Below are 22,907 nucleotides of genomic sequence, written 5' to 3' on the forward strand. Positions count from 1 at the left end.
TCATGCCCGTCGTCACCGCAGGTTGGCTCGGTCGGCTCAGCGGCTGTCGAGCATCCAGCTGCGGTTGCGCCACATTTTCTCGCCTATCTGGCAGTCGGCGGCGGGCTTGTCCTGCGCCAGCACCACCGGCGGATGATCAGCCTCCTCCGTCGCCCATTGCGGTGAGGCCGGGCCGGCAAGCTCCAGCACCAGCTTGCGGCGGATGGCTTCGGGAAATTGCGTCCAGTCATTGACCGGGATCATGAAGGCGCCGGGGCCGCCGATGACGCAGTCGCTGTAGTAGCGGTCGAGATCGTTGACGTCGTAGGCGCTGGAAAGGCCGCCTCGGGTCATCAGCGGCAGGCCATTGATGACGATGCCTTGCCTGACCACGCCGTCGCGGGTGAGATTGACCGGCGCGCCCTGGTTGTTGGGTCCGTCGCCGGAAATGTCGATGACCCGCTTGGTCCCCTCGTAGCCGCTTTCGGCGAAGAGGTCGCTGCCGAATTCCAGCGCGCCGGAGATCGAGGTGCGCCGCGCGCTGTTCGGCGGCTGCGCGGACAATTGCGCGACCACCCGCTCCGCGTCGGCACGGTTGGCGATGACAGTCCAGGGAACGATGACGCGTTGCCATGTGGTGCCGGCCCACTCGACATAGGTGACAGCGATCTTGCCATGGGCGCCGTCGGCGATCGCCTGCAGCACATTGTCATGCGTCAGCGCCGCCGCGTAGCCATGACGCTGTATCTCGAGCTCGTCCGCCGACATCGACAGCGAAACGTCGACCGCCAGCACCAGCTCGACATCGACGGGCTCGTCCGCGCTAGCCCCTGGCGTCAGCCAGAGCATCAGCGCCAGCGCGGCGCAGCCGGAAAGGAGATGTCTTGCGCGCGATAAAGCAGGCATGCCGCGAGGGTAAGCGAAAATCCCGGGCTTAAAAAGACAAAAGCCCGGCTCGAAGCCAGGCTTTTGCGGTCGGTCGGTTGCTCCGGCCGAACCTCAGCTGCGCGGCTTGAGATTCTCCGGGTCATAAAGCGGCTTGTAGCCGACGCCGGCGACTTCGACAGGATAGGTCTCCCCGAAATACTCGACATTGAGCTTGCGGCCTTCCTGCGCATACGAATGCGGCAGATAGGCAAGCGCGATGTTCTTGCCGATGGTCGGCCCGTAGGCGACCGAGGTGGTGAAGGAGCGGCGGCCGAGTTCGTCGACCAGCGTCTCGCCCGTGTCGGGATCCAGCACCGGCATGGTGCCCACGGGATAGCGCGCCACGCCCTTGGAATCGGTGTTTTCGGTCATCACCAGCGTGCACAAAGTCGCCGGCTGGTGCTCGCGGGCGCGATACTCCACATGCTTGGCCTTGCCGCAGAAATCGTTCTCCTTGACCTTCGGCCGCGCCAGATCGGCTTCCAGCAGATTGTATTCGGTCAAAAGGTCGGCGTTCTGCAGGCGCAGGCTCTTTTCCATGCGGCGCGTGTTGGCATAGGTCTCGACACCGAACGGCATAACGCCGGTCGAGCGCAGCGCGTCCCAGACGGCGAGGCCATCCTCGTAGCGCATATGCAGTTCCCAGCCCTGCTCGCCGACATAGGAGATGCGGAAGGCAGTGACATCCTTGCCGCCGATCCTCACCGGCTTGATCGCCGCGAAGGGGAAATTCTCCGGCGAAAGGCCTTCGGGATTCTCGACCACCTTCTGCAAGGTGGTGCGGGCATTCGGCCCCCAGATGCCGATGGTGACGTATTTCTCCGTCACATCGGTGATGGTGGCGTCAAAGCCTTTGTCCTGCGCGGTGCGCTGCATGTAGCGGAAGTCGCGCGGACCGGCGTCGGCACCATCGATCACCCGGCAGCGATCCGCCATGCGGATGACGGTGAAGTCGGCGCGCACCATGCCTTCCTCGTCGAGGAAGTGGGTGTAGATGCCCTTGCCGATGTTGTTGTCGCCGCCGATCTTGGCCGCGCACAGCCATTCCAGCAGCGCGACATGGTCGGGTCCTTCGACGTCGTACATCGAGAAGTGCGACAGGTTGACGATGCCGCAATCCTCGCTCATCGCCAGGTGCTCGGCATTGGAAACGCGCCAGAAATGGCGGTTGTCCCACTCATTCTCGCGTACGGGAACGCGGTTGCCATATTTCTCAAGCAGGTGCTCGTTGGCGGCGTAACCATGCGCACGCTCCCAGCCGCCCAGTTCCATGAAGTAGCCGCCGAGTTCCTTCTCGCGCTCCCAGAACGGCGAGCGCCTGATATTGCGGGCCTTGGAGAACGGCTCGCGCGGATGCACCGCGGGATTATAGACCTTCATCGCCGTCTCGGTGCAGCGATCCCAGATGAACTGCTCCTTCGTCTGGTGCGGATAGAAGCGCGCATAGTCGATGGCGTGGTGATCGATTGCGGTGCGGCCGTCCGTCATCCAGTCGGCGATAAGCTTGCCCATGCCGGGGCCGTCCTTGACCCAGATGGCGACGGCATACCAGAGGCCCCGCACCTTCTGGCTTTCGCCCATGGACGGGCCGCCATCGGCGGTCACCTGCAGCAGGCCGTTGAAGGAATGGCTTTCGTTGTAGCCGAGTTCGCCCAGGATTGGCGTCAGCTCCATGGCGCGCTCGAGCGGCGCCAGGATCTGCTCCATGTCGAGGTCACGCTGCGACGGCGACAGCCGTGCCTCATGCTTCTCCAGCAGATCGCGCGGATGGCAAAGGCGCGGGTTGTTTTCTTCGTAATAGCCCCACTCGATCTGGCCGCCCTCGGCGGTCTTGGGGTCGCCTGTGTCGCGCATATAGGCCGAGTTGCCCTGGTCGCGCAGCAGCGGCCAGCCGATCTCCTTGCCGGTGCCGGCGAACTCGTTGTACGGCCCGAAGAAAGTCAGCGGATGGTCGATCGGCATGACCGGCAAATCCTCGCCGACCATTTCCGCGATCAGCCGGCCCCAGATGCCGGCGCAGACGATGACATAGTCGGCCTCGATGGTGCCGCGATCGGTCACCACGGCGCTGATGCGGCCGTCCTTGACGACGAGCGACTTGGCCGGCGTGTTGGCGAAGGATTTCAGCTTGCCCGACGCTTCAGCCTGGTCGACCAGCTTGCCGGCGACGGTCTGCGAGCGCGGGATGACCAGACCTGCGTCCGGATCCCAAAGGCCACCCTGCACCATCCCCTCTTCGATCAGCGGGAATTTTTCCTTGATCTCCGCTGGTTCGATCAGGCGCGCGCGCGTGCCAAAGGCCTTCGCCGAGGCGATCTTGCGCTTGATCTCGTCCATGCGGCTGTCGTCGCCGACGCGCGCCACTTCGAGGCCGCCGATGCGGGCGTAGTGCCCCATCTTCTCGTAGAAATCGATGGAATAGAGCGTCGTCCAGCAGGACAGGAAATCGTGGCTGGTGGTGTAGCAGAAGTCGGAAGCGTGCGCGGTCGAGCCGATATCGGTCGGAATGCCCGACTTGTCGATGCCGACAATGTCGGACCAACCACGCTCGATCAGGTGATGGGCGATCGATGCGCCGACAATACCGCCCAGGCCGATGATGACGACCTTCGCCTTTTTCGGAAACTCTGCCATTGCCCGCGACTCCAGATGCTATTGCGGGCAGCGTCGGCGCCCGTTTGATCGGCGCACAATATGCAGACGACAGGCACGGCGCTACCGCCTGTTTGCGACACGCTGCGGGTGTGGCGCGACCCGATCCGGATCGGGCAAAAAACGCCAGCCGCTAGGCGAAGGCCCAAACGTCCTCGGCCTGAAAACCGACCTGGTAGCCCGCCGTCTTCAGCTTGACCACGACCTGGCCGATCTCGGTGGCCGGCAACGCGCCGACCTCGACCTTGATCATCCCGGGGCGGTAGCGTTTCAGATCAAGCTGTTCGAAGACGATCCAGTCGGCACCCTCACAATCGACGAGGAAGGCATCGATATGGCTGATGCCGTTGCGATCGAGCAGCGCCTGCAGCGTTTCCGACGGCACCTCGATATCCCTGAGGTGCGGCGCGAATTTGTTGAAATTGGCGTCGGCCTCGCCCCAGGCATTTTTGCCCGACATCAGATTGGTGTCGGTGACCGAGGAGCAGCCGATGAACTCGATCGGCAGCGTGCCGGCCTCGAGCGCCACGGCATCGAAAGTGTGGACCGTGATCGTGCCCTTGGTTTTTGTGACGGCCACCGGCTCGATGATGAAGCGGTCGGTGTCGGGATAGTTGGCGCGCAGCCGCTTCTGATTGTACGGGATCGGCTCGACCAGCATGGCGCGAGCACCGGCAATCCTGTGCAGCCACGGCGTCACATCGTCGAACAGTGCACCGTCGCAGGCACCGACATTGACCATCTGGAACGGCTGCCCTGATCTGCCGAAGCGCGCTTTCAGCGCCGCCTTGGCCAGGAATTTCGTGCCGCGCAGCGACGGCCCGCGATCGAGCAGGCCCGAGGGAAGGCCGAGCGACAAGGCGATGCGCGCCAGGCTGGACAGCGAACTCATGGCTTGTCTCCGGGAATGACGTGCAAGGCGGCGCGATGCTCACCGCGGACCACGGCTGCCCACAGCCTCATGAACGGTGGCGCCAGCAGCAGGAAGGGCGGGATCAGATGCGGGAAATAGATGCGCGTGTCGTGAATCGGGAAGACCGTGAACTTGGCCAGCGCACCCAGCACCAGTGCCGCGAACAGAATGCCGGCACGGCGGTCAAGGCGGAAGCCGGCACGGGCGGCGGCGAACCAGCCGGCCAGTGCCAGCACGGAAACGCCGACCCAGCTGTTCAGGTTGACGGCGCGCAGCAGCGATGTTGCAAACGCCCTGAGATAGGCGGTGCCCGAGAACGCCGGCTCGAACCCGTCCATATTGTAGTGCTGCTCGATGCTGGAGAACCACAGATGCGGCCACCAGCCGGGATGCTGGGCCCAGTGCGAAATGGCGAAATAGGCGACGAAGGACGCGGCAAACCCGGCCAGCGCGCCCCACGCCTTCTGCCGGAAGGCGACCAGCAGCACCGCGAATATGGCCAGGAAGACAATATTGTCCGGCCGCACCATGAAGGCGAGGAAGAGCAGGATCGCCGTCGCCGCCTCGCGGCCCCTGACATAGGCGTAGAGCCCGCCGAGCAGCAGCGCCGACGTCAGCAGGTCCGGTGTCGAAGCGCGCGCCGCGTCACCAAAATCAGCCATGATCAGCACCGCGCCGACCACCGGCGCCAAGGCCAGGGCCTTTTCCCTGTGCAGCCAGACCAGCGTGATCGCGCCGAACAGCAGCACCGAAAACACCTGCACGAGCCGCATCGCCGCGACCGGCGACATCACCGCGCTCAGTGTCGACAGGATCTCCGCGTAGAGGAATTTGATCCGGTACATGCCGAGCAGCGAATGGAAATCGGCGGCATTCTCCGTCATGTGGCTGCGAAAGCCGCCGCCATCGTCGGTCAGCGCCTTGTAGTCGCTGGCCGACACGCCCGATTTGACGGTGGTGTAGGCGTAGTCATGCAGCGCCTGCGCATCGGGATAGGTGCCCTCCTCCGATATTGCGAGATAGGGCAGCATGTCCCAGTTGGCGTCAGGCATCACCCACGCGGTGAATGCCGTCAGCAGGATGTAGAGCGCGAAGGCCGCCGCACCGATCGGTGCGGCCAGCCGCGCATAGGTCCCCTCGCCCCACGCCAGACCGGTCTCGGTGAGCCGGTCGAGCGGGTTCTTCGCAGCGGGAGACTTGGTCAGCATGGCTCAACGAACCTGGCTTTTGACGAAATCCTTCACGATCGACACGGTGCCGCGCGACAGCAGGCTGTCGAAGGCATCGACGAAGGCGTCGACATGCTCGCGCTGGCAGATCAGAGGCGGCTCGAGCCGGATGACGTTGCGGTTGTATTCGGTGAAGGCGACGAGCACGTCGTAGTCGCGCAGCAGCAGCGCACCGACGAAGCCTGACAGCGAGCCCTTCAGCTTGTCGTCGAGCACGCTGACGATCGGACGCAGCACCATCGGCAAGGTCTGCGAGAAGTCGTGGAACTCGAGCCCGACCATAAGACCCTTGCCGCGCACATCCTTGATGATCTTCGGATATTTTTCCTTGAGCGCCTGCAGCCGCTGCAGCAGATAGTCGCCGGTGGCGGCGGCGTTGTCGATCAGCCCCTCGTCATAGAGCACGTTGAGCGCCTCGATCGAGGTGACGCAGGCCTCGCCCAAGCCGCCAAAGGTTGCCATGGCATGGATCATCGCCGTTTTCGGCGTGCCGTAGGCCTTCATGTAAACGTCGCGTTTGGCGATCATCGCACCGACCGCCGCCTTGCCGCCGCCGAGCGACTTGGCCAGCGCCGTCACGTCGGGCACGACACCGTAATGTTCGAAGGCATAGAAGCGGCCCGAGCGGCCATAGCCGCACTGCACTTCGTCGGCCACCCACAGCACGCCATACTGGTCGCACAGCGCGCGCAGCTTCTGCCAGTATTGCGCCTCTGCCTGGATGATGCCGCCGCCGCCCTGGATAGTCTCGAGGACGATGACGCCGACCTCCGGATCACTACGGAACAGCCGCTCGACCGCCGCGATGTCGCCGAAGGGAATGCGCACCGTATTGTCCGCCATCTTGAAGTCGGCGCGATAGAGCTGGCCGTCGGTGATGCCGAGCACGCCCTTGGTCTTGCCGTGGAAGGAATTCTCGGCATAGACGATTTTCGGCCGCTTCGGACCCGCCGCGCGCTCCGCAAGCTTCACCGCCGCTTCCATCGCCTCCGAGCCGGACGAGCCCAGAAACACCATGTCGAGATCGCCGGGCGAACATTTTGCGAGGTTGTGCGCGAGCGCTGCCGCATATTGCGACATGAAGGCGATGGCGATTTCCTGGCGCTTCTCCTCCTGGAATTTTTTGCGCGCTTCGAGGATACGCGGATGGTTGTGGCCGAAGGCCAGCGAGCCAAATCCGCCGAAGAAGTCGAGGATCTTGCGGCCGTTCTGGTCGATGTAGAACATGCCCTCGGCGCGCTCGATCTTGACCTTGTGGAAGCCGAGCAGCTTCATGAAATGCAGCTGGCCAGGATTGAGATGCGCCTTGAACAGGTCGGTCATGCGGGCGACATCCATCGCCTTGGCCTGCTCGACGCTGATCAGATCGGGCTTGGCGATGGTGGCGGGCGACAGCGCCGGCGCGCTCACCATGGTGAGCGCATTTGTCTGTTCGGGCTTGGCCATGACGGTCATTTCAATCTCCTGTCCGCGCTACGACCAGCGTCGTGCGCCAAAACTGTTTGGCGGGACCGCTACTCGGCGGGCACATGTTTGGTGGCGACGGCAGGCCCGGCCTTCTTGGCGCGGTATTCGCTATAGGCGGCGATCAGCATGTCCTCGTCGCGATATTGCGGCACCCAGCCGAGTTGACGCTCGGCCTTGGACACGTCGAGCACGCATTCCTCGTCGGCGATCAGATACTGTTCCGGATCCATGATCGGCATGTTCAAGAGGTCGAGCAGGTCTAGCGTGCGCTTGACCGCCCAGCCGGGCGTCGGCAGCAGGATCGACTTCGAGCCGGCATGGCGGATCAGGTCGCCGAGCAATTTCTTCACCGGCGGCGGGTTGAGGGAACCCAGATTATAGGCCTCGTTGGGCACGCCGGCCTTCCAGGCGGCGCGAGCAGCTTCCGCGCAATCGAAAACAGAAATGAACTGATAGGGATTCCTGCCCGAGCCAATCATCGGCACTGGAAGGTTCCAGTCTATCAACTTGAACAGCTTTTCGAGGATGCCGAGCCGGCCGGGACCGATGATCAGGCGCGGCCGAAACAGCGAGATCGACATACCGCGCTTGCGCCATTCGGCGCAGAGTTCCTCGGTCTTCTGCTTCGACCAGCCATATTCGCCGAGCGGTGCGACCGGATGCTCCTCGGTCATCGGCTGGGTGACAGTGTGGCCGTAGATCATGTCGGTCGTGTAGTGGACGAGCCTTGACGCACCGGCCTTGTCCATGGCCTGCACGATGTGCTCGGTGCCGTGGAAATTCACTGGAAAGAAGAAGTCGTGCCGCTTGGCCCGCACTTGGATCGGCGACAGCATCTTGGCCGACAGATTGTAGACCATGTCGTCGGCCTTCAGCCCGACGGCGGCGACCGAAGCCGGATCGGTGACGTCGCATTGGACGAACCGGACATTGCGGTAGTGCGCAAGGTCGTTCCTGGCGATGTCGGCGACGACGACCTCTTCGCCATCGGCCACAAGCTTCAGGGCAAGGTGGCGACCGACGAAGCCGTCACCGCCGAAAATCACATGTCTCATCGAACGGTCTCGTTTACAGGGATCTTGTCGGGCGCGATGGAAGCGGTCTGGTCCTCATGTCCCCGCCCGCTTTGCGCGATCAGCACCGTGCCGACGCAGATGAAGGCGATGCCGGCGATGCGCCAGCCATTCAGGTCCTCGCGGAAGACGAAATAGGCGAAGATGGCGACGGCGACATAGGCAAGGCTGAGGAAGGGATAGGCGAAGGAAAGCTCGACCTTGGACAGCACATAGAGGTGCGAGGCCATGGAAATCACGAAGGTGCAGAGCCCGAGGAAGACCCACGGGCTGAAGACGATCTGCAGCAGCTTGATGAGCGGATTTACGCCCTCGAACGAGATGGGCCCAAGCGACATCATGCCCTGCTTCAGCATGAGCTGCGCGGCGGCATTGGTCATGACCGTAAAGAGAATGAAGACGATATATTTCATGCCCACCCCGTGAATTCCTGTAATACAAATCCGAAAAGATTTCGTGAACTCACAAGACTGTTTTGAGTAAACCTTGGCATCAACTATTCGCTAACCACGATTCATTCCATTTTTATCTATTCGGCGGCCTCCGCGCCGTGCCGCCGCAGGTCGATGCCGCCAGCCGTGCGCGCCCAGAAATCGGACATGAAGGCAGGGTCGCGCAGCGCTTCCAGCCTCGGCCAGTCCGCGAAGGAAGCAGCAAAGATCGCCGCGCCCATGCGCGCATCCTTGTAGGGATTGACCGCCCCTCCGGCCGCGACCGTGATGCGGTCGAGTTCGCCAAGCAGGGCAAGCGTCGCCGTTCCCTTATTGGGAAAGTCCAGCGTCAGCGTGTAACCCGGCCTGGGGAACGACAGCAGCGCCGGCGAGCGGATCGAACCGAAGCGCTTCAGCACGGTGAGGAAGGACCCCTGCCCAGCTCGTCGGGCCGCCGCGAGCAATTCCGGCACGACGGAACGCGCGGCCTCTTCCGGTACCACGCTCTGGTGCTGGAACAGCCCCTTGGGGCCATAAAGCCGGTTCCAGTCGCGCACACCGTCAAGCGGGAAGAAGAAACTGTGGTAGCCGGTCTGGCGCGGCGCGGTCGCGCGACCTTTCTTCCACCGGTAGGCGGCGTTGAAAGCGGTCAGGAACGGCCGATTGAGCACATTGAAAGGCAGCTGGAACGGCACGGAAAGATTGCCGCCAGCGCGCGAGGCCGCATGCGAGCCATGCTCGGCATGGTTGCCGGTAAACAGCAGTCCGCGCCCGCTGTTGCGGCCGCCGGCGAGCTGATCGATCCAGGCGACCGCATATTCGTTGGCCTGGTCCGCCGCTGCCGCCAGATCGAAGAATTCGCCCAGGTTGCGGAACGGCGTCGTCTTCTCGACGATGTCGAGCGAAGGCACCCGCATCAGCCGGATCGAGGCCGACAGCATCAGGCCGGTCAGGCCCATGCCACCGATGGTGGCCGCAAACAGGCGCGGATTGTCTGATGCCGAGCAGCGATAGGTCTTTCCATCGGACCGCAGCAGCGTGAAGCTTTCGACGTGGCAGCCGAACGTGCCGCGCCGGTGATGGTTCTTGCCGTGCACGTCATTGGCGATGGCGCCGCCGAGCGTGACGAATTGCGTGCCCGGAACCACCGCCGGGAAGAAACCGTAAGGTGCGGCGTGCGCGATGATATCGGACAGCAGCACACCGGCATCCGCTTCGAGCACGCCGCTCTCGGCGTTGAAGGCGCGGATATGGTTCAGTGCCCGCATATCGACGACCGCGCCGGCCCGGTTCTGGCAGGAATCGCCATAGGAGCGGCCATTGCCATAGGCGAGCAGCGAAGCTTCCTTCGCCTGGCCACCCCTGAGCAGCGCGATGGCATCGTCGGCGCGGATCGCTCGTGGCGCCGGCGGCGTGGCAAGGCCAAAGCTCCGAAAACGTTCGGCCATGCCTACCAGCCTCCGATGACCAGCAGCACGGCGCCGATCAGCACCACGATCTGGCTGCGCCAGTCACGGATGATGAAGACGACCGGGTCGTCATTCATCTCGTCGCGGCGCGCCAGGATCCAGACGCGCATGGTGAGGTAAAGCACGATCGGCGGCAGCGGCCAGATCAGCCACGGATGTGGGTAAAGCTCGCGCACCGCGACACTGTCCATGTAGAGCGCCAGCACCAGCGCCGAGGAGAAGGCGGAGGCCATGCCGGCCTGGGCGACGATCTCCTGGTCTTCCGTGCGATAACCGCGCCCGGCAATGCGTTCGCCGGGCGGAATGGCGGTTGTGCGCAGTTCGACGAAGCGCTTCACCAGCGCCAGCGACAGGAAGAAGAAGATCGAGAAGGCGAGCAGCCAGAACGAGACGTCGACGCCGGTGGCGGCCGCGCCCGCGATCACGCGGATCGAGTAGAGGCCGGCAAGCGTCAGCACATCGACCAGCAGCATGCGCTTGAAGGACAGCGAATAGGCCGTGGTGACGACCATGTAGCCGCCGAGCGCCGCCAGGAATTCAGGCGGCAGGAACAGCCCGGTACCAACGCCGATGGCCAGCAGCACCGCGATCGCGCCGAGGCCGAACGGGATCGACAGCGCGCCGCTGGCAAACGGCCTGTTGCGCTTGGTGACGTGCTTGCGGTCGAGCGCCAGATCGAAGAAATCGTTGAGGATGTAGATCGCCGACGCCACCGCGCTGAACGAGACGAACGCCAGGAGGCACTCCCAGATCATGTTGGTGTTGAAATATTCGTGCGACAGCACCATCGGCACGGCGATCAGCGAGTTCTTCAGCCACTGATGCACGCGCAGCATCTTGATGATGGTCCGCAAGGTCGGCTTCGGCGCCGGCATGGTTTCGGCGCCATGCGCTGCCTGCCAGCGCGCGGCATGGCGGTCGGGCGCCACGACGATTGCATTGCGCGCGGCGTCGAAGACCTGGAGATCATGGCGGCTGTTGCCGGCATAATCGAAGCCGCCATCGCCATAGGCCGATATCAGCGCGGTGCGCTTCTTGCCGGAGGTGAGATTGTCGAGGCCATCGGTTGCCAGCACCCGGTCGAAAATGCCGAGATGACAGGCAATGGCCTCGGCGAATTTGCGCGGCGTGCCGGTCGCCAGCACGATCTTGCGGCCTTCAGCGTGCTCGGCGCGCAGCCGGTCGAGCAGCGGCCCGCGATAGGGCAGCGTCGCGGGATCGATATCGATGCGTTGTGCGATCGCCTGCTTCAGCCGCGCAGGCCCGCCGGCGGCCCAGAACGGCACCAGGAAGACATAGAGCGGGTTCTTCTTGAGGAGGAGGAACAAGCCTTCCCACAACAGGTCGGTCGCGATCAGCGTGCCGTCGAGATCGACCGCAAGCGGTATTGCGTTCCTGTCCGACCGCGCATCCATGCCCGTCCTGCCCTGCCAGCGTATGATCCGGAAAGCCGGAATCCCGTTGCGCGCCGCTTTTCGGCGTCTTGGCGCTGGTATAGCGGGGGATGGCGTAGCGAACGTTAAAACGCCTGGTTGCAGGCGGCTGCCGCGGCGGTATTTCCGGCGTCATTGTTAAACAACCGCCACCAGAAACGATAAAAGGCCGAGCAAATGCCCGGCCTTTCCAATCATGCCGCCTGGGTTACTTGATGCGGGCGACGCCGCCCGAGATTTCGACGGTTTCCGAGCCGGTCAGGGCTTCAAGGTCACCATTCGGCAAGGTGACGAAGCAGCCGTTCTGGCAGAATTCGACGGTTTCACCTCCGGCCAGCGCAAGGTCGGTCTTGCTGCCGCCTTCCGTCACGACCAGCGTGCGGGTCTCGGCGTCCTTGTTGACCGCGCTGGCGGCATGAGCCGAGCCGCTCACGGCAAGCAAGGCCACGGCAGCGACGAGAGACTTCCACATGTTGCAATATCGGTGTTCCCACCGCCTCTGTTGCATTTCGCAAGGCATTTTCGCCCTTTGCATGGGAGCTTATATGAGATGGAAGCTGAACCGCAACTGAATGCCGCATTCATGCCGCAATTGGTTTTGGCGTGTCAGCAGGCATACGTCCGACCCTGTTAATTTCGCCGACCGGCACGATATGATGCCGAAGGCGGCAACGCGGCAAAGAGACCATGCACGACAACTGGCTGGAAACGATCGGCGTTGGGGTTGAGTCGCGAAGGATTACCGCGGGGCTGACCCACTATGTACCGGCATCCATCAACCATCGGCTTGGGATCCACGTCGGGGCGCCGGTCAACGCCTCGTGCCATTGCGATGGAAAACATCACCGCCGGGTCCAGTCGGACGGCGACATCGATATCGTGCCCGCCGGGCTCGATGGCGACTGGAAGGATGACGCCGACTGCACCATCCTGCGGCTGTGGGTCAGTCCTGCGCTGGTTCGGCGCGCTGCCGAGGACCTCGATATCGATCCGGACAGGGTTGTCGTCAATCCGCAGTTCCAGCGCCGCGATGCCAGGATCGAACACATCGCCCATGCGCTGGCGACCGGTCTGAACCCGGACATGCCATCCGACCGGCTGTATTTCGAAAGCCTGGCCAAGGCGCTGGCCGTCCAGATCATCCAGGGCGCTGCGTCGAAACCGGAAGCTCCCGCCAGGCAGATGCTTTCCTTCGGCCAGAAGCGCAGGCTGACCGATTTCATCGAAGCCAATCTCGACCAGGATCTTTCGCTGGATGAGATGGCGCAAGTGGCAGCCATAAGCGTCTCGCATCTGAAAGTGCTGTTTCGTCGCACTTTCGGCATGCCTGCCCACCAATATGTCATCCATCGCCGGGTCGAACGGGCCAGGGCCTTGCTGCATCAAGGGAAAATGCCGCTCAGCCAGATCGCGCTGGAAGCGGGCTTTTCTCATCAGAGCCACATGGCGCAAAGCATGAAGCGCATCCTCGGCTTCACGCCGGCCGCGCTGATCCGCATGCAGCGGTAAACTGCGGTCCGGCGATCTCGCTGTGTTTCGGCTTTTGAAGCCGATCGTCCGTTCTTGCGCTCCGCCATCCAAATTTGAGCGACCCAAGCCCGCCCATTCGGCATTCCTGGCGTCCCACTGGTGAGGATGAAGGATACCGGCATGTTTGTTGTGTTGGGCGCGGCAGGAAAGATTGGACGGGCAACGATTGGTGCGCTCCGCAGGCATCACGTTCCGGTCAGGGCCGTGGTGCGAAACCCGTCGCACGCAGAGGAGTTCCGTGCGCTCGGTTGCGAGGCGGAGATTGCCGATCTGCGCGATACGCCGGCATTGGCGCGGGCAACAAAGGACGCTACCGCCGTGCAGGTCATCTGTCCAACCGGCGTCCGCGCCGACGATGCGTCGGCTGAGATGGAAGCCACTATCCGGTCCATCGTCGACGCACTCGATCAAGTCAGACCGGAAAGTATCCTGGCAATCTCGGACTATGGCGCCCAGCTTGCCGCTGGCACCGGCATAACGCTCACCTTTCACCATCTTGAGTCGCAGCTGGTGTCGGTACCGGCGGCGCTGACGGTGCTGCGTTCCGCCGAGCACATGCAGAATTGGAGCCGCCTGGTCGGCCGGGCAACCGAGACTGGCGTGCTCCCGAGCCTGCACCATCCCGTGACAAAGTCCTTCCCGACAGTGTCGGCCGGCGATGTCGGGCTGATGGCAGCGGATCTCCTCCTCTCGAGCAGCCGCGATGCGCTGCGCGTGGTCCACGCCGAAGGGCCGAACCGCTACAGCGCGGCCGATGTGGCGCGAACGCTTGGCGAGATCGCCGGCCGCGAGATCGTCGCCCGAGAGCTGCCGAGGCAGGACTGGGTACCCGCCCTCGTCGGCGGCGGCATCAGCACGAGCTATGCAGAACTGGTCGCCGCGATGTTCGACGCCCACAATGCCGGCCGCATCGATGTCGAGCACGGCGTCGGCGAAGTCAGGCGCGGCGATACCGACCTTCGCACGGCGCTGGCGGCGTTGCTCGCGAGAAGCTGACGGCAACCGGCCCCTAGCCGGGATCCGGCTTGCGCGGCTTGCGTCCCGATTTGGCGGCCCGTTTCGCTTCCGCCGCGGCTTCCACCTTCGCCTGTTCCTGTTCGACGAAGTCGGCCTCGATCTTGTCGTCGTCGGTTGGCCAGGCCTTGGGCTTGTTCACCTCTACGACAGCGCGCGGAGTCGACGGGATCTCGATATGCTGATCGGTGAATTTCTCCAGCACGGCAAAACGAATGTCGTTCTGCACGACGCTGCCGTTCATGATATCGGCCAGGAACACGCGGATTTCGAACTCCAGCGCGGCCGCGCCGAAATTGGAAAACAGCACGAAGGGCTCGGGGTTCTTAAGCACCATCGGATGGCTGCGCGCGATTTCCAGCAGGATGGCATGCACCTGCTTGACGTCGCTGCCATAAGCGACGCCGACCCTGATCTCGACACGGCCGAGCTTGTTGCGGTGCGTCCAGTTGCCGACGGCGTTGTTGATCAGGTTTGAGTTGGGCAGGATCACCGACTGCCGCTGGAAGGTCTCGATCTCGGTGGCGCGCACGCTGATCTTCTTGACCGTACCGCTGACGTCGCCGGCGACGATCCAGTCGCCGACCTTGAACGGCCGCTCGGCCAAAAGGATCAGGCCGGAGACGAAATTCGACACGACATTCTGCAGGCCGAAACCGATACCGAGGGAAAGCGCACCGGCGACCAGCGCCAGGCTGGAGAGGTCGATGCCCGCGGCCGATATGCCGACCAGCCCGGCAAGGGCGACGCCGGCATAGCCGACCGCCAGCCGGATCGAGTTGCGCACGCCGGTATCGACCTTGCCGCGCGCCATGACGGAGCCGTCGAGCCAGCCCTGGAACCATCGCGTCAGGAAATAGCCGATGACGAAGACGACGATGCCGGAGAGGATGCCCGTGACCGAAATCGTCACCGAACCGATATTGATCCCTGTCGCCAGCTTGTAGGCCCAGGCCTGGATGTCGCCGGGCTGGAACCCCCACATCAGCAGGATAAGCGGCAGGAAAACCAGCACGATCAACAGGTTGATGGCAACACTGACGACGAGGCCGAGTTGGTCGAGCGCCGTGTCCTCGTAGCTGGAATGGGTCGACAGCCAGCGCCCGACAGTGGTGTTGGCGAACGCCCCCTCCTCGCCGATCGCCTGCGCCGACAGGAAGCCGATATAGGCGGTGATCAACACCGTGCCGGTGACCACGACCTGCAGCGAGACGAAAAGGGCAAGGCCGATATAGCCAAGCAGGGCGGCGATGATGGTGAACAAGCCAAGCGCCAGCGCCAGATAGCGCAGCCATGCCGGCCACGGCCGCCAGCTTCCGTCGCGTGCCCGGAACGGCCGCAGCATCGCCATCAGGATCAGGATGATGCCGACGACAATGGTGGCGACGAAACTGCGCGCGATGGTCAGCGACAGCGGCGAGCCCATCTTGTCGTTGACGACAGACAGGAAGGTGTTGACGCTGATGACGACCGCCATGGCGGTGGACAGGCGCACCAGCCAGCGCGCCGGCCCGGTTTCTACCGGTATGAGGCGCCAGTTCGGCAGCCGCGGCTCAAGCGCCGCATTGGTCAGCCGGTTGACGCAGAAGATAACGCCGATGGCGGTTGCCAGCGCATTGAGGAACAGGCCTATGTCGCCGCGCAACACATTGTAATAGTTGAAAAAGAAGATGGTCGAGCCAAGGAAGGCGCCGACCGCCAGTGTCGGCAGCAAGGTCGACCAGAAGGCCACCGACAGACGGCTGAGATAGGACGGGTCCTCATTGGCGGGATCGGCTTCGAACACCCGCCCGAACAGCCGCCGGCCGCCGACCAGCAGCACCAGCGCCAGGCCGAGCGCCACGAAGGTCGCCGCCAGGATGGGCTGGAACTTGAACTTGAAAGCGAAACTCAGCCAGGACGACACCGCCTTGTAAAAGTTGGCGTATTCCTCCTGGGCGTCGGAGAAAACCTGTGGGCTCAGCGCGTCGGACAGCACGTAGCGCTTGGTCAGAAGGTTGCGGAACAGCGCGCTGCGCATGTTGCCGATCTTGTCGATCAGCCCGCTGATGCGGATCGACAGGTTCTGCGCGCTGGCGACCACCGCGTTGATCTCGGCCTTTTCCGATGCCAGCGCCTGGCGCTCGCCGGTCACGATGTCGGGCTCCTGCGGCTGGCCCGCCGCAGGCGGTGGACCCAGCACCTCGATGCGATTGTTGATCTCGGTGAGGCGCGAACGGAACACCAGCGCACTGGTCAGTGCCGCCCGCGACAGATCCTCCAGCTGCAGACGGATATCCACCAGCGAGGCATCGTCCTCACCGTCCTGCTGTATTTTCTTCTCCAGATCGTCGGTCTTCGCCGTCAGGCCCTGGATGACCTTCTGCTGATCGGTGATCAGGCCGATGGAGCCCTGGCCAAGCGCCTGCGCCATCGCCTCGAACGAAGGCGACGCCGAAATGACCAGCGTGAAAACCAAAACGAGGCGAAGCAATCTCAAAAGCATGATTTGTTGGCGACTCACACGCGGCAAAGGCATTCAAAAAGCCTGTCCTTGATAAAGACGGCCATATCGTGGGGCAAGCCGTCGCATCGCGGCGTCGGCCAGTCGAAAGGCCATGGCGCAATATTGGCTTTGCGGATGCGGCCTGCTCTATAGTCTGCCGCATCGCCCGAACCGGATGACATCAATGGCAGAGTACTCGGCCTTTTCGCTGCTCGCGAACGCGCTCAAGGGAAACAAGGACTGGAAGCCGGCCTGGCGCAAGCCGGACCCGAAGGCTTCCTATGACGTCATCGTCATTGGTGGCGGCGGCCACGGGCTGGCGACCGCCTATTATCTGGCGAAAGAGCACGGCATTACCAATGTCGCCGTGCTGGAAAAAGGCTGGCTCGGCTCCGGCAATGTCGGCCGCAACACCACGGCCGTGCGCTCGAACTATCTGCTGCCCGCCAATACCCGTTTCTACGAACATTCGATGAAGATGTGGGAGGGCCTGTCGCACGAGCTCAACTACAACGTCATGTTCTCGCAGCGCGGCTGCCTGAACCTGGCGCACACGCCGGCCCAGTTCGACGATTATGCAAGGCGCGGCAACGCCATGCGCCATCTCGGCGTCGATGCCGAGCTGATGACGCCGGCGCAGATCAAGCGCCTGATCCCGGCGCTAGATATCTCCGGCGACGCACGTTTTCCGGTGGTTGGCGGCCTGATGCAGCGGCGCGCCGGCACCGCCCGCCACGATGCCGTGGCCTGGGGCTATGCGCGCGGCGCCGACCGCCGCGGCGTCGACATCATCGAGAATTGCGAGGTCACCGGCTTCCTGCGCGATGGCGACCGCGTCACCGGCGTCACCACGTCGCGCGGCGACATCAGGGCCAAGAAAGTGGCGGTCGCGGTGGCCGGCAGCACCGGGCGCGTCATGCAGTTGGCCGGCGTCGAGACGATGCCCATCGAGAGCCATGTGCTGCAGGCCTTCGTGACCGAATCGCTAAAGCCCTTCATCGACACGGTCGTGACCTTCGGCATGGGGCATTTCTACATGTCGCAGTCCGACAAGGGCGGCCTCGTCTATGGCGGTGATATCGACGGCTACAACAGCTACGCGCAGCGCGGCAACCTGCCCATCGTCGACGAGGTGATGAGCGAGATGCTGGCGCTGTTTCCGGGCCTTGCGCGCGTGCGCATGCTGCGCTCCTGGGGCGGTGTGTGCGACATGTCGATGGACGGTTCGCCGATCATCACCACCGGTCCCCTGCCCGGCATGTATCTCAACTGCGGCTGGTGCTATGGCGGCTTCAAGGCGACGCCGGCCTCCGGCTGGACCTTTGCCTGGACCATTGCCAAGGATGAACCGCACGACTTCAACGCGCCGTTCACACTCGACCGCTTCCACCGCGGCCTCGTCATCGACGACAAGGGCCAGGGCGCGAACCCGCGGCTTCATTAGGAAACATCCTGTGCTGATCACTTGCCCCTATTGCGGCCCGCGCGACGTCATCGAATTCACCTATCAGGGTGATGGCAACCGCGAGCGTCCCGACCCGGCTTCGCAGAATTTCGAAGCCTGGAACGCCTATGTCTATGACCGGCTGAACCCGGCCGGCGACCACAATGAGATCTGGCAGCATTCCGGCGGTTGCCGCGCGCATCTGCGCGTCGTGCGCAACACGCTGACGCATGAGATTTCGAGCGTCGCCTTCGTGCGCGGCGATCATGGCTCGAGCGCGCGCCACAAGGCGGAGGACAAGGCATGAGCCCGCGCCGCACCGACACCGGCGGCCGCATCGACCGGCTGAAGACGATCCGCTTCACTTTCGACGGCGTTGCCTATACCGGCCATGCTGGCGACACGCTGGCCTCCGCCCTGCTGGCCAAGGGCGTCACACTTTTCGGCCGCTCGTTCAAATACCACCGCCCGCGCGGCCTGCTGACTGCCGGCGTGGAGGAACCCAATGCGCTGGTGACGGTGCTGAAGGGCGAGGTGCGCGAGCCCAACATCCCCGCGACCATGGTCGAGATCCATGATGGGCTGGTTGCCGTCAGCCAGAACCGCTTTCCCTCGCTCGCCTGGGACGTCCATGCCGTCAACCAGCTTGGCGGCAAGATCCTGTCGGCCGGCTTCTACTACAAGACCTTCATGGGACCGGTGATCGGTCCGCTGAAAGGCACGCGCTTCTGGATGTTCTGTGAGCACTTCATCCGCCGCGCCGCTGGTCTCGGCAGCGCCGGATCGGCGAAGGATCCTGCCCGCTACGAGCGAATGAACGCCTTTTGCGACGTGCTGGTGGTCGGCTCCGGCCCCGCCGGCCTGATGGCCGCCAAGGCGGCGGCCGATCAAGGGGCACGCGTCATGCTGGCCGATCTCGAACCGCGCTTTGGCGGCTCGACCAACTGGTCGGCTGAAACCATCGACGGCGCGCCGGCCGCCGAATGGGCGCGTCGCACCGTCACCCAACTCGAAGGCCGCGACAATGTCCGGCTTCTGCCGCGCGCCACGGTGTGGGGCTATTACGACAACAACACCCTCGCCGCGCTCGAACGGGTCAGCGATCACAAGGAGCAACCCGCCAGGGGCGAGCCGCGCCATCGCTACTGGGCGATCCGTGCCAGATTGGTGGTGCTGGCCACCGGCGCCTTCGAACGCCCTCTGGTCTTCCCGGGCAATGACAGGCCGGGCGTCATGCTGGCCCATGCCGCCGAGCGTTATGCCAACGAGTTCGGCGTGCTGCCGGGCGAGCGGATCGCGCTGTTCACCAACAATGACAGCGCCTATCGCGCGGCAATTGCCCTGAAGAAGGCCGGCGCGGCGATCGTCGCCATCGCCGACGTCAGGTCCGAGCTTTCGCCAGAGATGCGCAAGCTGGCCACGGAAGCCGAGGCCGAGATCTTTGCCGGCCATGCCGTCGTCGCCACCGAGGGCGGCAAGGCGCTGTCCGGCATCAAGGTCCAGCGTTTCGACATGGTCACCGGCGCGCTCACCGGCGATGAACGAAGCATCCATGCCGACTGCCTGCTGATGTCGGGTGGCTGGTCGCCGACCATCCATCTGGCCAGCCAGGCCGGCGCCAAGGCGGAATGGAATGCCGCACGCCAGGCTTTCCTGCCGCCGAAGCCGATGCAGCAATGGCCAACACAGCATTGGATTGGCGCCGGCGCTTTTACCGGCAGTTTTTCCACGGCCGAGGCGATCGCCGAAGGCCGTGCCGCCGGCCTTGCAGCGGCCGGTGGAACGAGCACGCCGGCGGCATTGCCCACGGTCGAGGCGGTGCCTGGCGACCCCGATCCTGCGCCCGTCTTCGAGATCAGGGCCAAGGGCAAGAGCTTCGTCGATTTCCAGCACGACGTGACGGCCGAAGACGTGCGCCTGGCGCATCGCGAGGGCTTCGTCTCGGTCGAGCACCTGAAGCGCTATACCACGCTCGGCATGGCGACCGATCAGGGCAAGAGCTCCAATGTTCCCGGCCTCGCCATCATGGCGGAGGCGCTGGGCAAGCCGATCCCGGAAGTCGGCACGACTCGCTTCCGGCCGCCCTTCGCGCCGGTATCGATCGGCTCGCTGGCGGCGGAACGCTTTGGCGACCTGAAGCCGGAGCGGCTGACGCCGATGCATGACTGGCATGTCGCCAACGGCGCGACCATGTATTCCGCCGGCCTCTGGTATCGGCCGATGATCTACGGGCTTTCAGGTGAAACAATCGAACAGGCCTATGTGCGCGAAGCCAAGGCGACGCGCGAAAGTGCCGGCATCGTCGATGTCTCGACGCTGGGCAAGATCGCCGTGCAAGGTCCTGACGCCGCCGCGTTCCTCGACCGCGTCTACACCAACATGTTTTCGACGCTCGCCGTCGGCAAGGCGCGTTATGGGCTGATGCTGCGCGAGGACGGTTTCGCCTTCGACGACGGCACCACCTGGCGGCTCGGCGAACAGGATTTCCTGATGACCACCACGACGGCGAATGCCGGCAAGGTGATGCAGCATCTCGAATATTTCCTCGACGTGATCTGGCCGGACCTCAAGGTCCACGTCACCTCGGTGACCGACGAATGGGCGGGTGCCGCGATCGGCGGGCCGAAAGCCAGGCAGATCCTCGCCGCCTGCGTCACCGGCACCGCAGTCGACAATGCGACACTGCCCTTCATGGGCATCGTCCATGGTCAGATAGCAGGCGTGCCGGTGATGATTTGCCGGCTTTCCTTCTCGGGAGAAATGGCCTTCGAGGTCTATTCCGGCGCCGGTCACGGCACCCATGTCTGGGAAGCGCTGATCGAAGCCGGCAAGCCGTTCGGGCTGGTCACCTACGGACTCGAGGCGCTGGGTACGATGCGCATCGAGAAGGGCCATGTCACCGGCGCCGAGATCGATGGCCGCACCACGGCGCGTGACCTGCATCTCGACTGGATGCTGTCGAAGAAGAAGCCGTTCATCGGCTCGGCCATGATGGACCGCGAAGGCCTGATCGCATCCGACCGCCTGGAACTGGTCGGCCTGATCGCGCTCGACAACCGGCCGCTCAATGGCGGCGCGCACATAGTCGAGGCATTGGACGAGGCCAATCCGCAAGGCTCGATCGGTCACATCACCGCCTGCTGCTATTCGCCGGCACTCGGCAAGCACATCGCGCTGGCACTGGTCGAGGGCGGCAAGGCGAGGCACGGCACCCGTGCCCATGTCTCCGATCCCTTGCGCAACAGGTTCGGACCGGTCGAAATCGTCTCCAACCATTTCTACGATCCGGAAGGGACCCGCATGCATGGTTGAGCGCCAATCCCCCCTCGAGCCGGAGTTTCATGTCGGCTCGCATGGCAATTTCGAGCATGGCGTCGAGATCCTCCTGACCGAGACCAAGCCGGGCTCGATCGTGCAGCTCGCGGCGTGGCCCGGCGAAGAGAAGAAACTGATCGCTTCCATCCGCAGCGTCACCGGGCTGGCGCTGCCCGACGGCGCTGGCGGCGGCTCGAGCGATGGCGTGAAGTCGGTCTTCGGCTTCGCGCCGGGAAAATTCACCGTGGCCGACGAGGCCGAAGGGCTGGCCGCTTCCTTTGCCAAGGCGGTGACGCCTTCCGTCGGCACGGTGACGGACCTGTCATACGGCCGCACCGCCATCCGCATCGCCGGGCCGAAGGCCGAATGGGTGCTGGCGAAATTCTTCGCCATCGACTTCGCGCTGCCGGCCTTCCCGGTCGGCGCCGGCCGCTCAACCGCCCACCACGACGTTTTCGCCCAGATCCAACGCACGGGCGCCGACCAGTTCGACATCTATGTCTTCCGCTCCTTCGCGCGTTCGTTCTGGAAGGCGCTCTGCCATGCCAGCGAGGAAGTCGGCTACGAGGTGCAGTAGGGTCACCTCGCCCGGCGCCAGCTAGGATTGCTGCGCGACGGCGTACCAGTCGGCGTTTTGCAATACGACGCGATAGCCGTCGCAATCCTCGAAGGTGACGCCCTGCGTGTCCCAATAGGGATTGAACGACGGCACGGTGGTGTAGCCTTGGCTTTTCATGCGCTGGATGGCGGCTTGCCAGGCGTCACGATCCGGGATGTAGAAGACGACCAGATTGTCCGCCGTGGGCGCCCTGCCGGCATCGTGACCATGCGCGTGGGTGAATCGAAATGATAGGCGTCGCCGGGCTGCCCGAGCATGACGCCGTCGAAGCCATCGTGATCGCTGAAGCGAAACAGCTCCTGGAGGCCGAGACCATCCCGGTAGAAACGGATGACCGCCGCCAGGTCGTTCGTCGGCCGCGCCACACGCAGGACGAGCTGAGGTTTCATTTGCTGTCTCCTTTTTGGGCGGGATTGAAGTCGGGTTGGTTTGCCGGTGGTGCAATCGTACTTGCCCATTGCGTCACGACCAGCCCGCCGACGATCAGCGCAAGTCCGGCGAAACGAGCGACAGTCACCGGCCGATGGGCAAAGCCCATCAAGGCGAAATGATCGATGACCAGCGACGCGACCATCTGGCCGGCGATGACGGCAACGATGAAGCTCGCAGCCCCGAGTTTCGGTGCCAGAAGCAGCGCGGCGGTGATGTAGACCACGCCTGCCGCGCCGCCGATCCAGATCCACCACGGACCTTTGACTGCCATCCCGACGGCTGGAACGGGCAGCTTGAAGCCCATCATGACCGGGACGATCAGCACGGCGCTGACACCCAGTGAAACGAAGGTTGCCCACAGCGGATGACCGAGCAGGCGGCCAAGCATGGCGTTCGCCCCCGCCTGGAAGGGAACGGCGGCCCCTGCCAGCAGGGCGACGATCAGAAAGGAAAAGGTTCTGGCCATGAGATCGTCTCCATATCGATCACGGCCGA

Annotated in this window: 20 protein-coding genes; 6 read left to right on the plus strand and 14 right to left on the minus strand. The window is 63.9% G+C overall.

Features of this window, described 5'->3' with window-relative positions:
• Positions 1-36: 36 nt before the first annotated feature.
• The 10 genes from QQK95_RS14760 to QQK95_RS14805 all read right to left on the minus strand — a co-directional run bounded on the left by QQK95_RS14760 (position 37) and on the right by QQK95_RS14805 (position 12,045).
• Positions 37-885: a DUF1194 domain-containing protein gene (locus QQK95_RS14760; RefSeq protein WP_284273720.1), complete on the minus strand. Its 849-nt coding sequence runs from the start codon at positions 883-885 to the stop codon at positions 37-39.
• A 93-nt stretch (positions 886-978) separates the two neighbouring features.
• A complete protein-coding gene (locus QQK95_RS14765; RefSeq protein WP_284273722.1) occupies positions 979-3,540 on the minus strand; it encodes a GcvT family protein in 2,562 nt (853 codons plus the stop codon).
• A gap of 151 nt (positions 3,541-3,691) precedes the next feature.
• A complete protein-coding gene (locus tag QQK95_RS14770; RefSeq protein ID WP_284273724.1) occupies positions 3,692-4,450 on the minus strand; it encodes an FkbM family methyltransferase in 759 nt (252 codons plus the stop codon).
• Positions 4,447-5,679, minus strand: a complete 1,233-nt coding sequence (locus QQK95_RS14775; protein WP_284273727.1) for a glycosyltransferase 87 family protein — start codon at positions 5,677-5,679, stop codon at positions 4,447-4,449. The genes QQK95_RS14770 and QQK95_RS14775 overlap by 4 nt, the downstream gene beginning before the upstream one ends.
• Positions 5,680-5,682: 3 nt before the next feature.
• Positions 5,683-7,113, minus strand: coding sequence for an aspartate aminotransferase family protein (locus tag QQK95_RS14780; protein WP_284274113.1), 1,431 nt, complete (start codon positions 7,111-7,113; stop codon positions 5,683-5,685).
• 101 nt (positions 7,114-7,214) lie between these two features.
• Positions 7,215-8,222, minus strand: a complete 1,008-nt coding sequence (locus QQK95_RS14785) for an NAD-dependent epimerase/dehydratase family protein (protein WP_284273730.1) — start codon at positions 8,220-8,222, stop codon at positions 7,215-7,217.
• Positions 8,219-8,653 carry an EamA family transporter gene (locus QQK95_RS14790; RefSeq protein WP_284273733.1) on the minus strand — a complete coding sequence of 145 codons (435 nt, stop codon included), beginning with the start codon at positions 8,651-8,653 and terminating at the stop codon, positions 8,219-8,221. Before QQK95_RS14790 ends, QQK95_RS14785 begins: the two co-directional genes overlap by 4 nt.
• Before the next feature lie 116 nt (positions 8,654-8,769).
• Positions 8,770-10,119 (minus strand): FAD-binding oxidoreductase, encoded by a 1,350-nt coding sequence (locus QQK95_RS14795; RefSeq protein ID WP_284273735.1) that lies wholly within the window; start codon positions 10,117-10,119, stop codon positions 8,770-8,772.
• 2 nt (positions 10,120-10,121) lie between these two features.
• Complete coding sequence (locus QQK95_RS14800; protein WP_284273737.1) at positions 10,122-11,555, minus strand: UbiA family prenyltransferase; 1,434 nt, start codon at positions 11,553-11,555, stop codon at positions 10,122-10,124.
• 226 nt (positions 11,556-11,781) lie between these two features.
• The gene (locus QQK95_RS14805; protein ID WP_032930670.1) at positions 11,782-12,045 is read right to left on the minus strand and encodes a hypothetical protein; all 264 of its coding nucleotides are present in this window, start codon (positions 12,043-12,045) and stop codon (positions 11,782-11,784) included.
• 215 nt (positions 12,046-12,260) lie between these two features.
• On the opposite strand from QQK95_RS14805, the gene QQK95_RS14810 reads away from it, so the two are divergent.
• Both QQK95_RS14810 and QQK95_RS14815 read left to right on the plus strand, forming a co-directional pair.
• Positions 12,261-13,082: an AraC family transcriptional regulator gene (locus QQK95_RS14810; RefSeq protein WP_284273740.1), complete on the plus strand. Its 822-nt coding sequence runs from the start codon at positions 12,261-12,263 to the stop codon at positions 13,080-13,082.
• Positions 13,083-13,208: 126 nt separating this feature from the next.
• Positions 13,209-14,099 (plus strand): NAD(P)H-binding protein, encoded by an 891-nt coding sequence (locus QQK95_RS14815; RefSeq protein WP_284274115.1) that lies wholly within the window; start codon positions 13,209-13,211, stop codon positions 14,097-14,099.
• A 13-nt stretch (positions 14,100-14,112) separates the two neighbouring features.
• Here QQK95_RS14815 and QQK95_RS14820 read toward each other — a convergent pair whose 3' ends face one another.
• Positions 14,113-16,602 carry a mechanosensitive ion channel family protein gene (locus tag QQK95_RS14820; RefSeq protein WP_284273742.1) on the minus strand — a complete coding sequence of 830 codons (2,490 nt, stop codon included), beginning with the start codon at positions 16,600-16,602 and terminating at the stop codon, positions 14,113-14,115.
• 184 nt (positions 16,603-16,786) lie between these two features.
• Between QQK95_RS14820 and QQK95_RS14825 the strand changes: the two genes are divergently transcribed.
• Genes QQK95_RS14825 through QQK95_RS14840 form a run of 4 tightly spaced genes read left to right on the plus strand, consistent with a single transcriptional unit; the run spans position 16,787 to position 21,938 of the window.
• Positions 16,787-18,046 (plus strand): sarcosine oxidase subunit beta, encoded by a 1,260-nt coding sequence (locus tag QQK95_RS14825; protein WP_284273744.1) that lies wholly within the window; start codon positions 16,787-16,789, stop codon positions 18,044-18,046.
• A gap of 10 nt (positions 18,047-18,056) precedes the next feature.
• On the plus strand, positions 18,057-18,353 hold the full coding sequence (locus tag QQK95_RS14830; protein WP_284273746.1) for a sarcosine oxidase subunit delta: 297 nt from the start codon (positions 18,057-18,059) through the stop codon (positions 18,351-18,353).
• Positions 18,350-21,358 carry a sarcosine oxidase subunit alpha gene (locus QQK95_RS14835; protein WP_284273748.1) on the plus strand — a complete coding sequence of 1,003 codons (3,009 nt, stop codon included), beginning with the start codon at positions 18,350-18,352 and terminating at the stop codon, positions 21,356-21,358. The genes QQK95_RS14830 and QQK95_RS14835 overlap by 4 nt, the downstream gene beginning before the upstream one ends.
• A complete protein-coding gene (locus QQK95_RS14840; RefSeq protein WP_284273749.1) occupies positions 21,351-21,938 on the plus strand; it encodes a sarcosine oxidase subunit gamma in 588 nt (195 codons plus the stop codon). Before QQK95_RS14835 ends, QQK95_RS14840 begins: the two co-directional genes overlap by 8 nt.
• A gap of 21 nt (positions 21,939-21,959) precedes the next feature.
• Here QQK95_RS14840 and QQK95_RS33490 read toward each other — a convergent pair whose 3' ends face one another.
• Genes QQK95_RS33490 through QQK95_RS14850 form a run of 3 tightly spaced genes read right to left on the minus strand, consistent with a single transcriptional unit; the run spans position 21,960 to position 22,878 of the window.
• A complete protein-coding gene (locus QQK95_RS33490) occupies positions 21,960-22,151 on the minus strand; it encodes a VOC family protein (protein ID WP_409371690.1) in 192 nt (63 codons plus the stop codon).
• Entirely contained in the window at positions 22,094-22,369 is a 276-nt protein-coding gene (locus QQK95_RS33495) for a VOC family protein (RefSeq protein WP_409371688.1), read from the minus strand. Before QQK95_RS33495 ends, QQK95_RS33490 begins: the two co-directional genes overlap by 58 nt.
• Complete coding sequence (locus QQK95_RS14850) at positions 22,366-22,878, minus strand: DMT family transporter (RefSeq protein ID WP_284273752.1); 513 nt, start codon at positions 22,876-22,878, stop codon at positions 22,366-22,368. Before QQK95_RS14850 ends, QQK95_RS33495 begins: the two co-directional genes overlap by 4 nt.
• Positions 22,879-22,907 lie beyond the last annotated feature (29 nt).

The organism is Mesorhizobium huakuii (genome assembly GCF_030160235.1).
Lineage (GTDB): Bacteria > Pseudomonadota > Alphaproteobacteria > Rhizobiales > Rhizobiaceae > Mesorhizobium > Mesorhizobium huakuii.

Bases quoted from the DNA above. Each gene is read 5' to 3' on its own strand.
- QQK95_RS14760 (WP_284273720.1), bottom strand. From the start codon at position 885: ATGCCTGCTTTATCGCGCGCAAGACATCTCCTTTCCGGCTGCGCCGCG.
- QQK95_RS14765 (WP_284273722.1), bottom strand. From the start codon at position 3,540: ATGGCAGAGTTTCCGAAAAAGGCGAAGGTCGTCATCATCGGCCTGGGC.
- QQK95_RS14770 (WP_284273724.1), bottom strand. From the start codon at position 4,450: ATGAGTTCGCTGTCCAGCCTGGCGCGCATCGCCTTGTCGCTCGGCCTT.
- QQK95_RS14775 (WP_284273727.1), bottom strand. From the start codon at position 5,679: ATGCTGACCAAGTCTCCCGCTGCGAAGAACCCGCTCGACCGGCTCACC.
- QQK95_RS14780 (WP_284274113.1), bottom strand. From the start codon at position 7,113: ATGGTGAGCGCGCCGGCGCTGTCGCCCGCCACCATCGCCAAGCCCGAT.
- QQK95_RS14785 (WP_284273730.1), bottom strand. From the start codon at position 8,222: ATGAGACATGTGATTTTCGGCGGTGACGGCTTCGTCGGTCGCCACCTT.
- QQK95_RS14790 (WP_284273733.1), bottom strand. From the start codon at position 8,653: ATGAAATATATCGTCTTCATTCTCTTTACGGTCATGACCAATGCCGCC.
- QQK95_RS14795 (WP_284273735.1), bottom strand. From the start codon at position 10,119: ATGGCCGAACGTTTTCGGAGCTTTGGCCTTGCCACGCCGCCGGCGCCA.
- QQK95_RS14800 (WP_284273737.1), bottom strand. From the start codon at position 11,555: ATGGATGCGCGGTCGGACAGGAACGCAATACCGCTTGCGGTCGATCTC.
- QQK95_RS14805 (WP_032930670.1), bottom strand. From the start codon at position 12,045: ATGTGGAAGTCTCTCGTCGCTGCCGTGGCCTTGCTTGCCGTGAGCGGC.
- QQK95_RS14810 (WP_284273740.1), top strand. From the start codon at position 12,261: ATGCACGACAACTGGCTGGAAACGATCGGCGTTGGGGTTGAGTCGCGA.
- QQK95_RS14815 (WP_284274115.1), top strand. From the start codon at position 13,209: ATGAAGGATACCGGCATGTTTGTTGTGTTGGGCGCGGCAGGAAAGATT.
- QQK95_RS14820 (WP_284273742.1), bottom strand. From the start codon at position 16,602: ATGCTTTTGAGATTGCTTCGCCTCGTTTTGGTTTTCACGCTGGTCATT.
- QQK95_RS14825 (WP_284273744.1), top strand. From the start codon at position 16,787: ATGGCAGAGTACTCGGCCTTTTCGCTGCTCGCGAACGCGCTCAAGGGA.
- QQK95_RS14835 (WP_284273748.1), top strand. From the start codon at position 18,350: ATGAGCCCGCGCCGCACCGACACCGGCGGCCGCATCGACCGGCTGAAG.
- QQK95_RS14840 (WP_284273749.1), top strand. From the start codon at position 21,351: ATGGTTGAGCGCCAATCCCCCCTCGAGCCGGAGTTTCATGTCGGCTCG.
- QQK95_RS33495 (WP_409371688.1), bottom strand. From the start codon at position 22,369: ATGAAACCTCAGCTCGTCCTGCGTGTGGCGCGGCCGACGAACGACCTG.
- QQK95_RS14850 (WP_284273752.1), bottom strand. From the start codon at position 22,878: ATGGCCAGAACCTTTTCCTTTCTGATCGTCGCCCTGCTGGCAGGGGCC.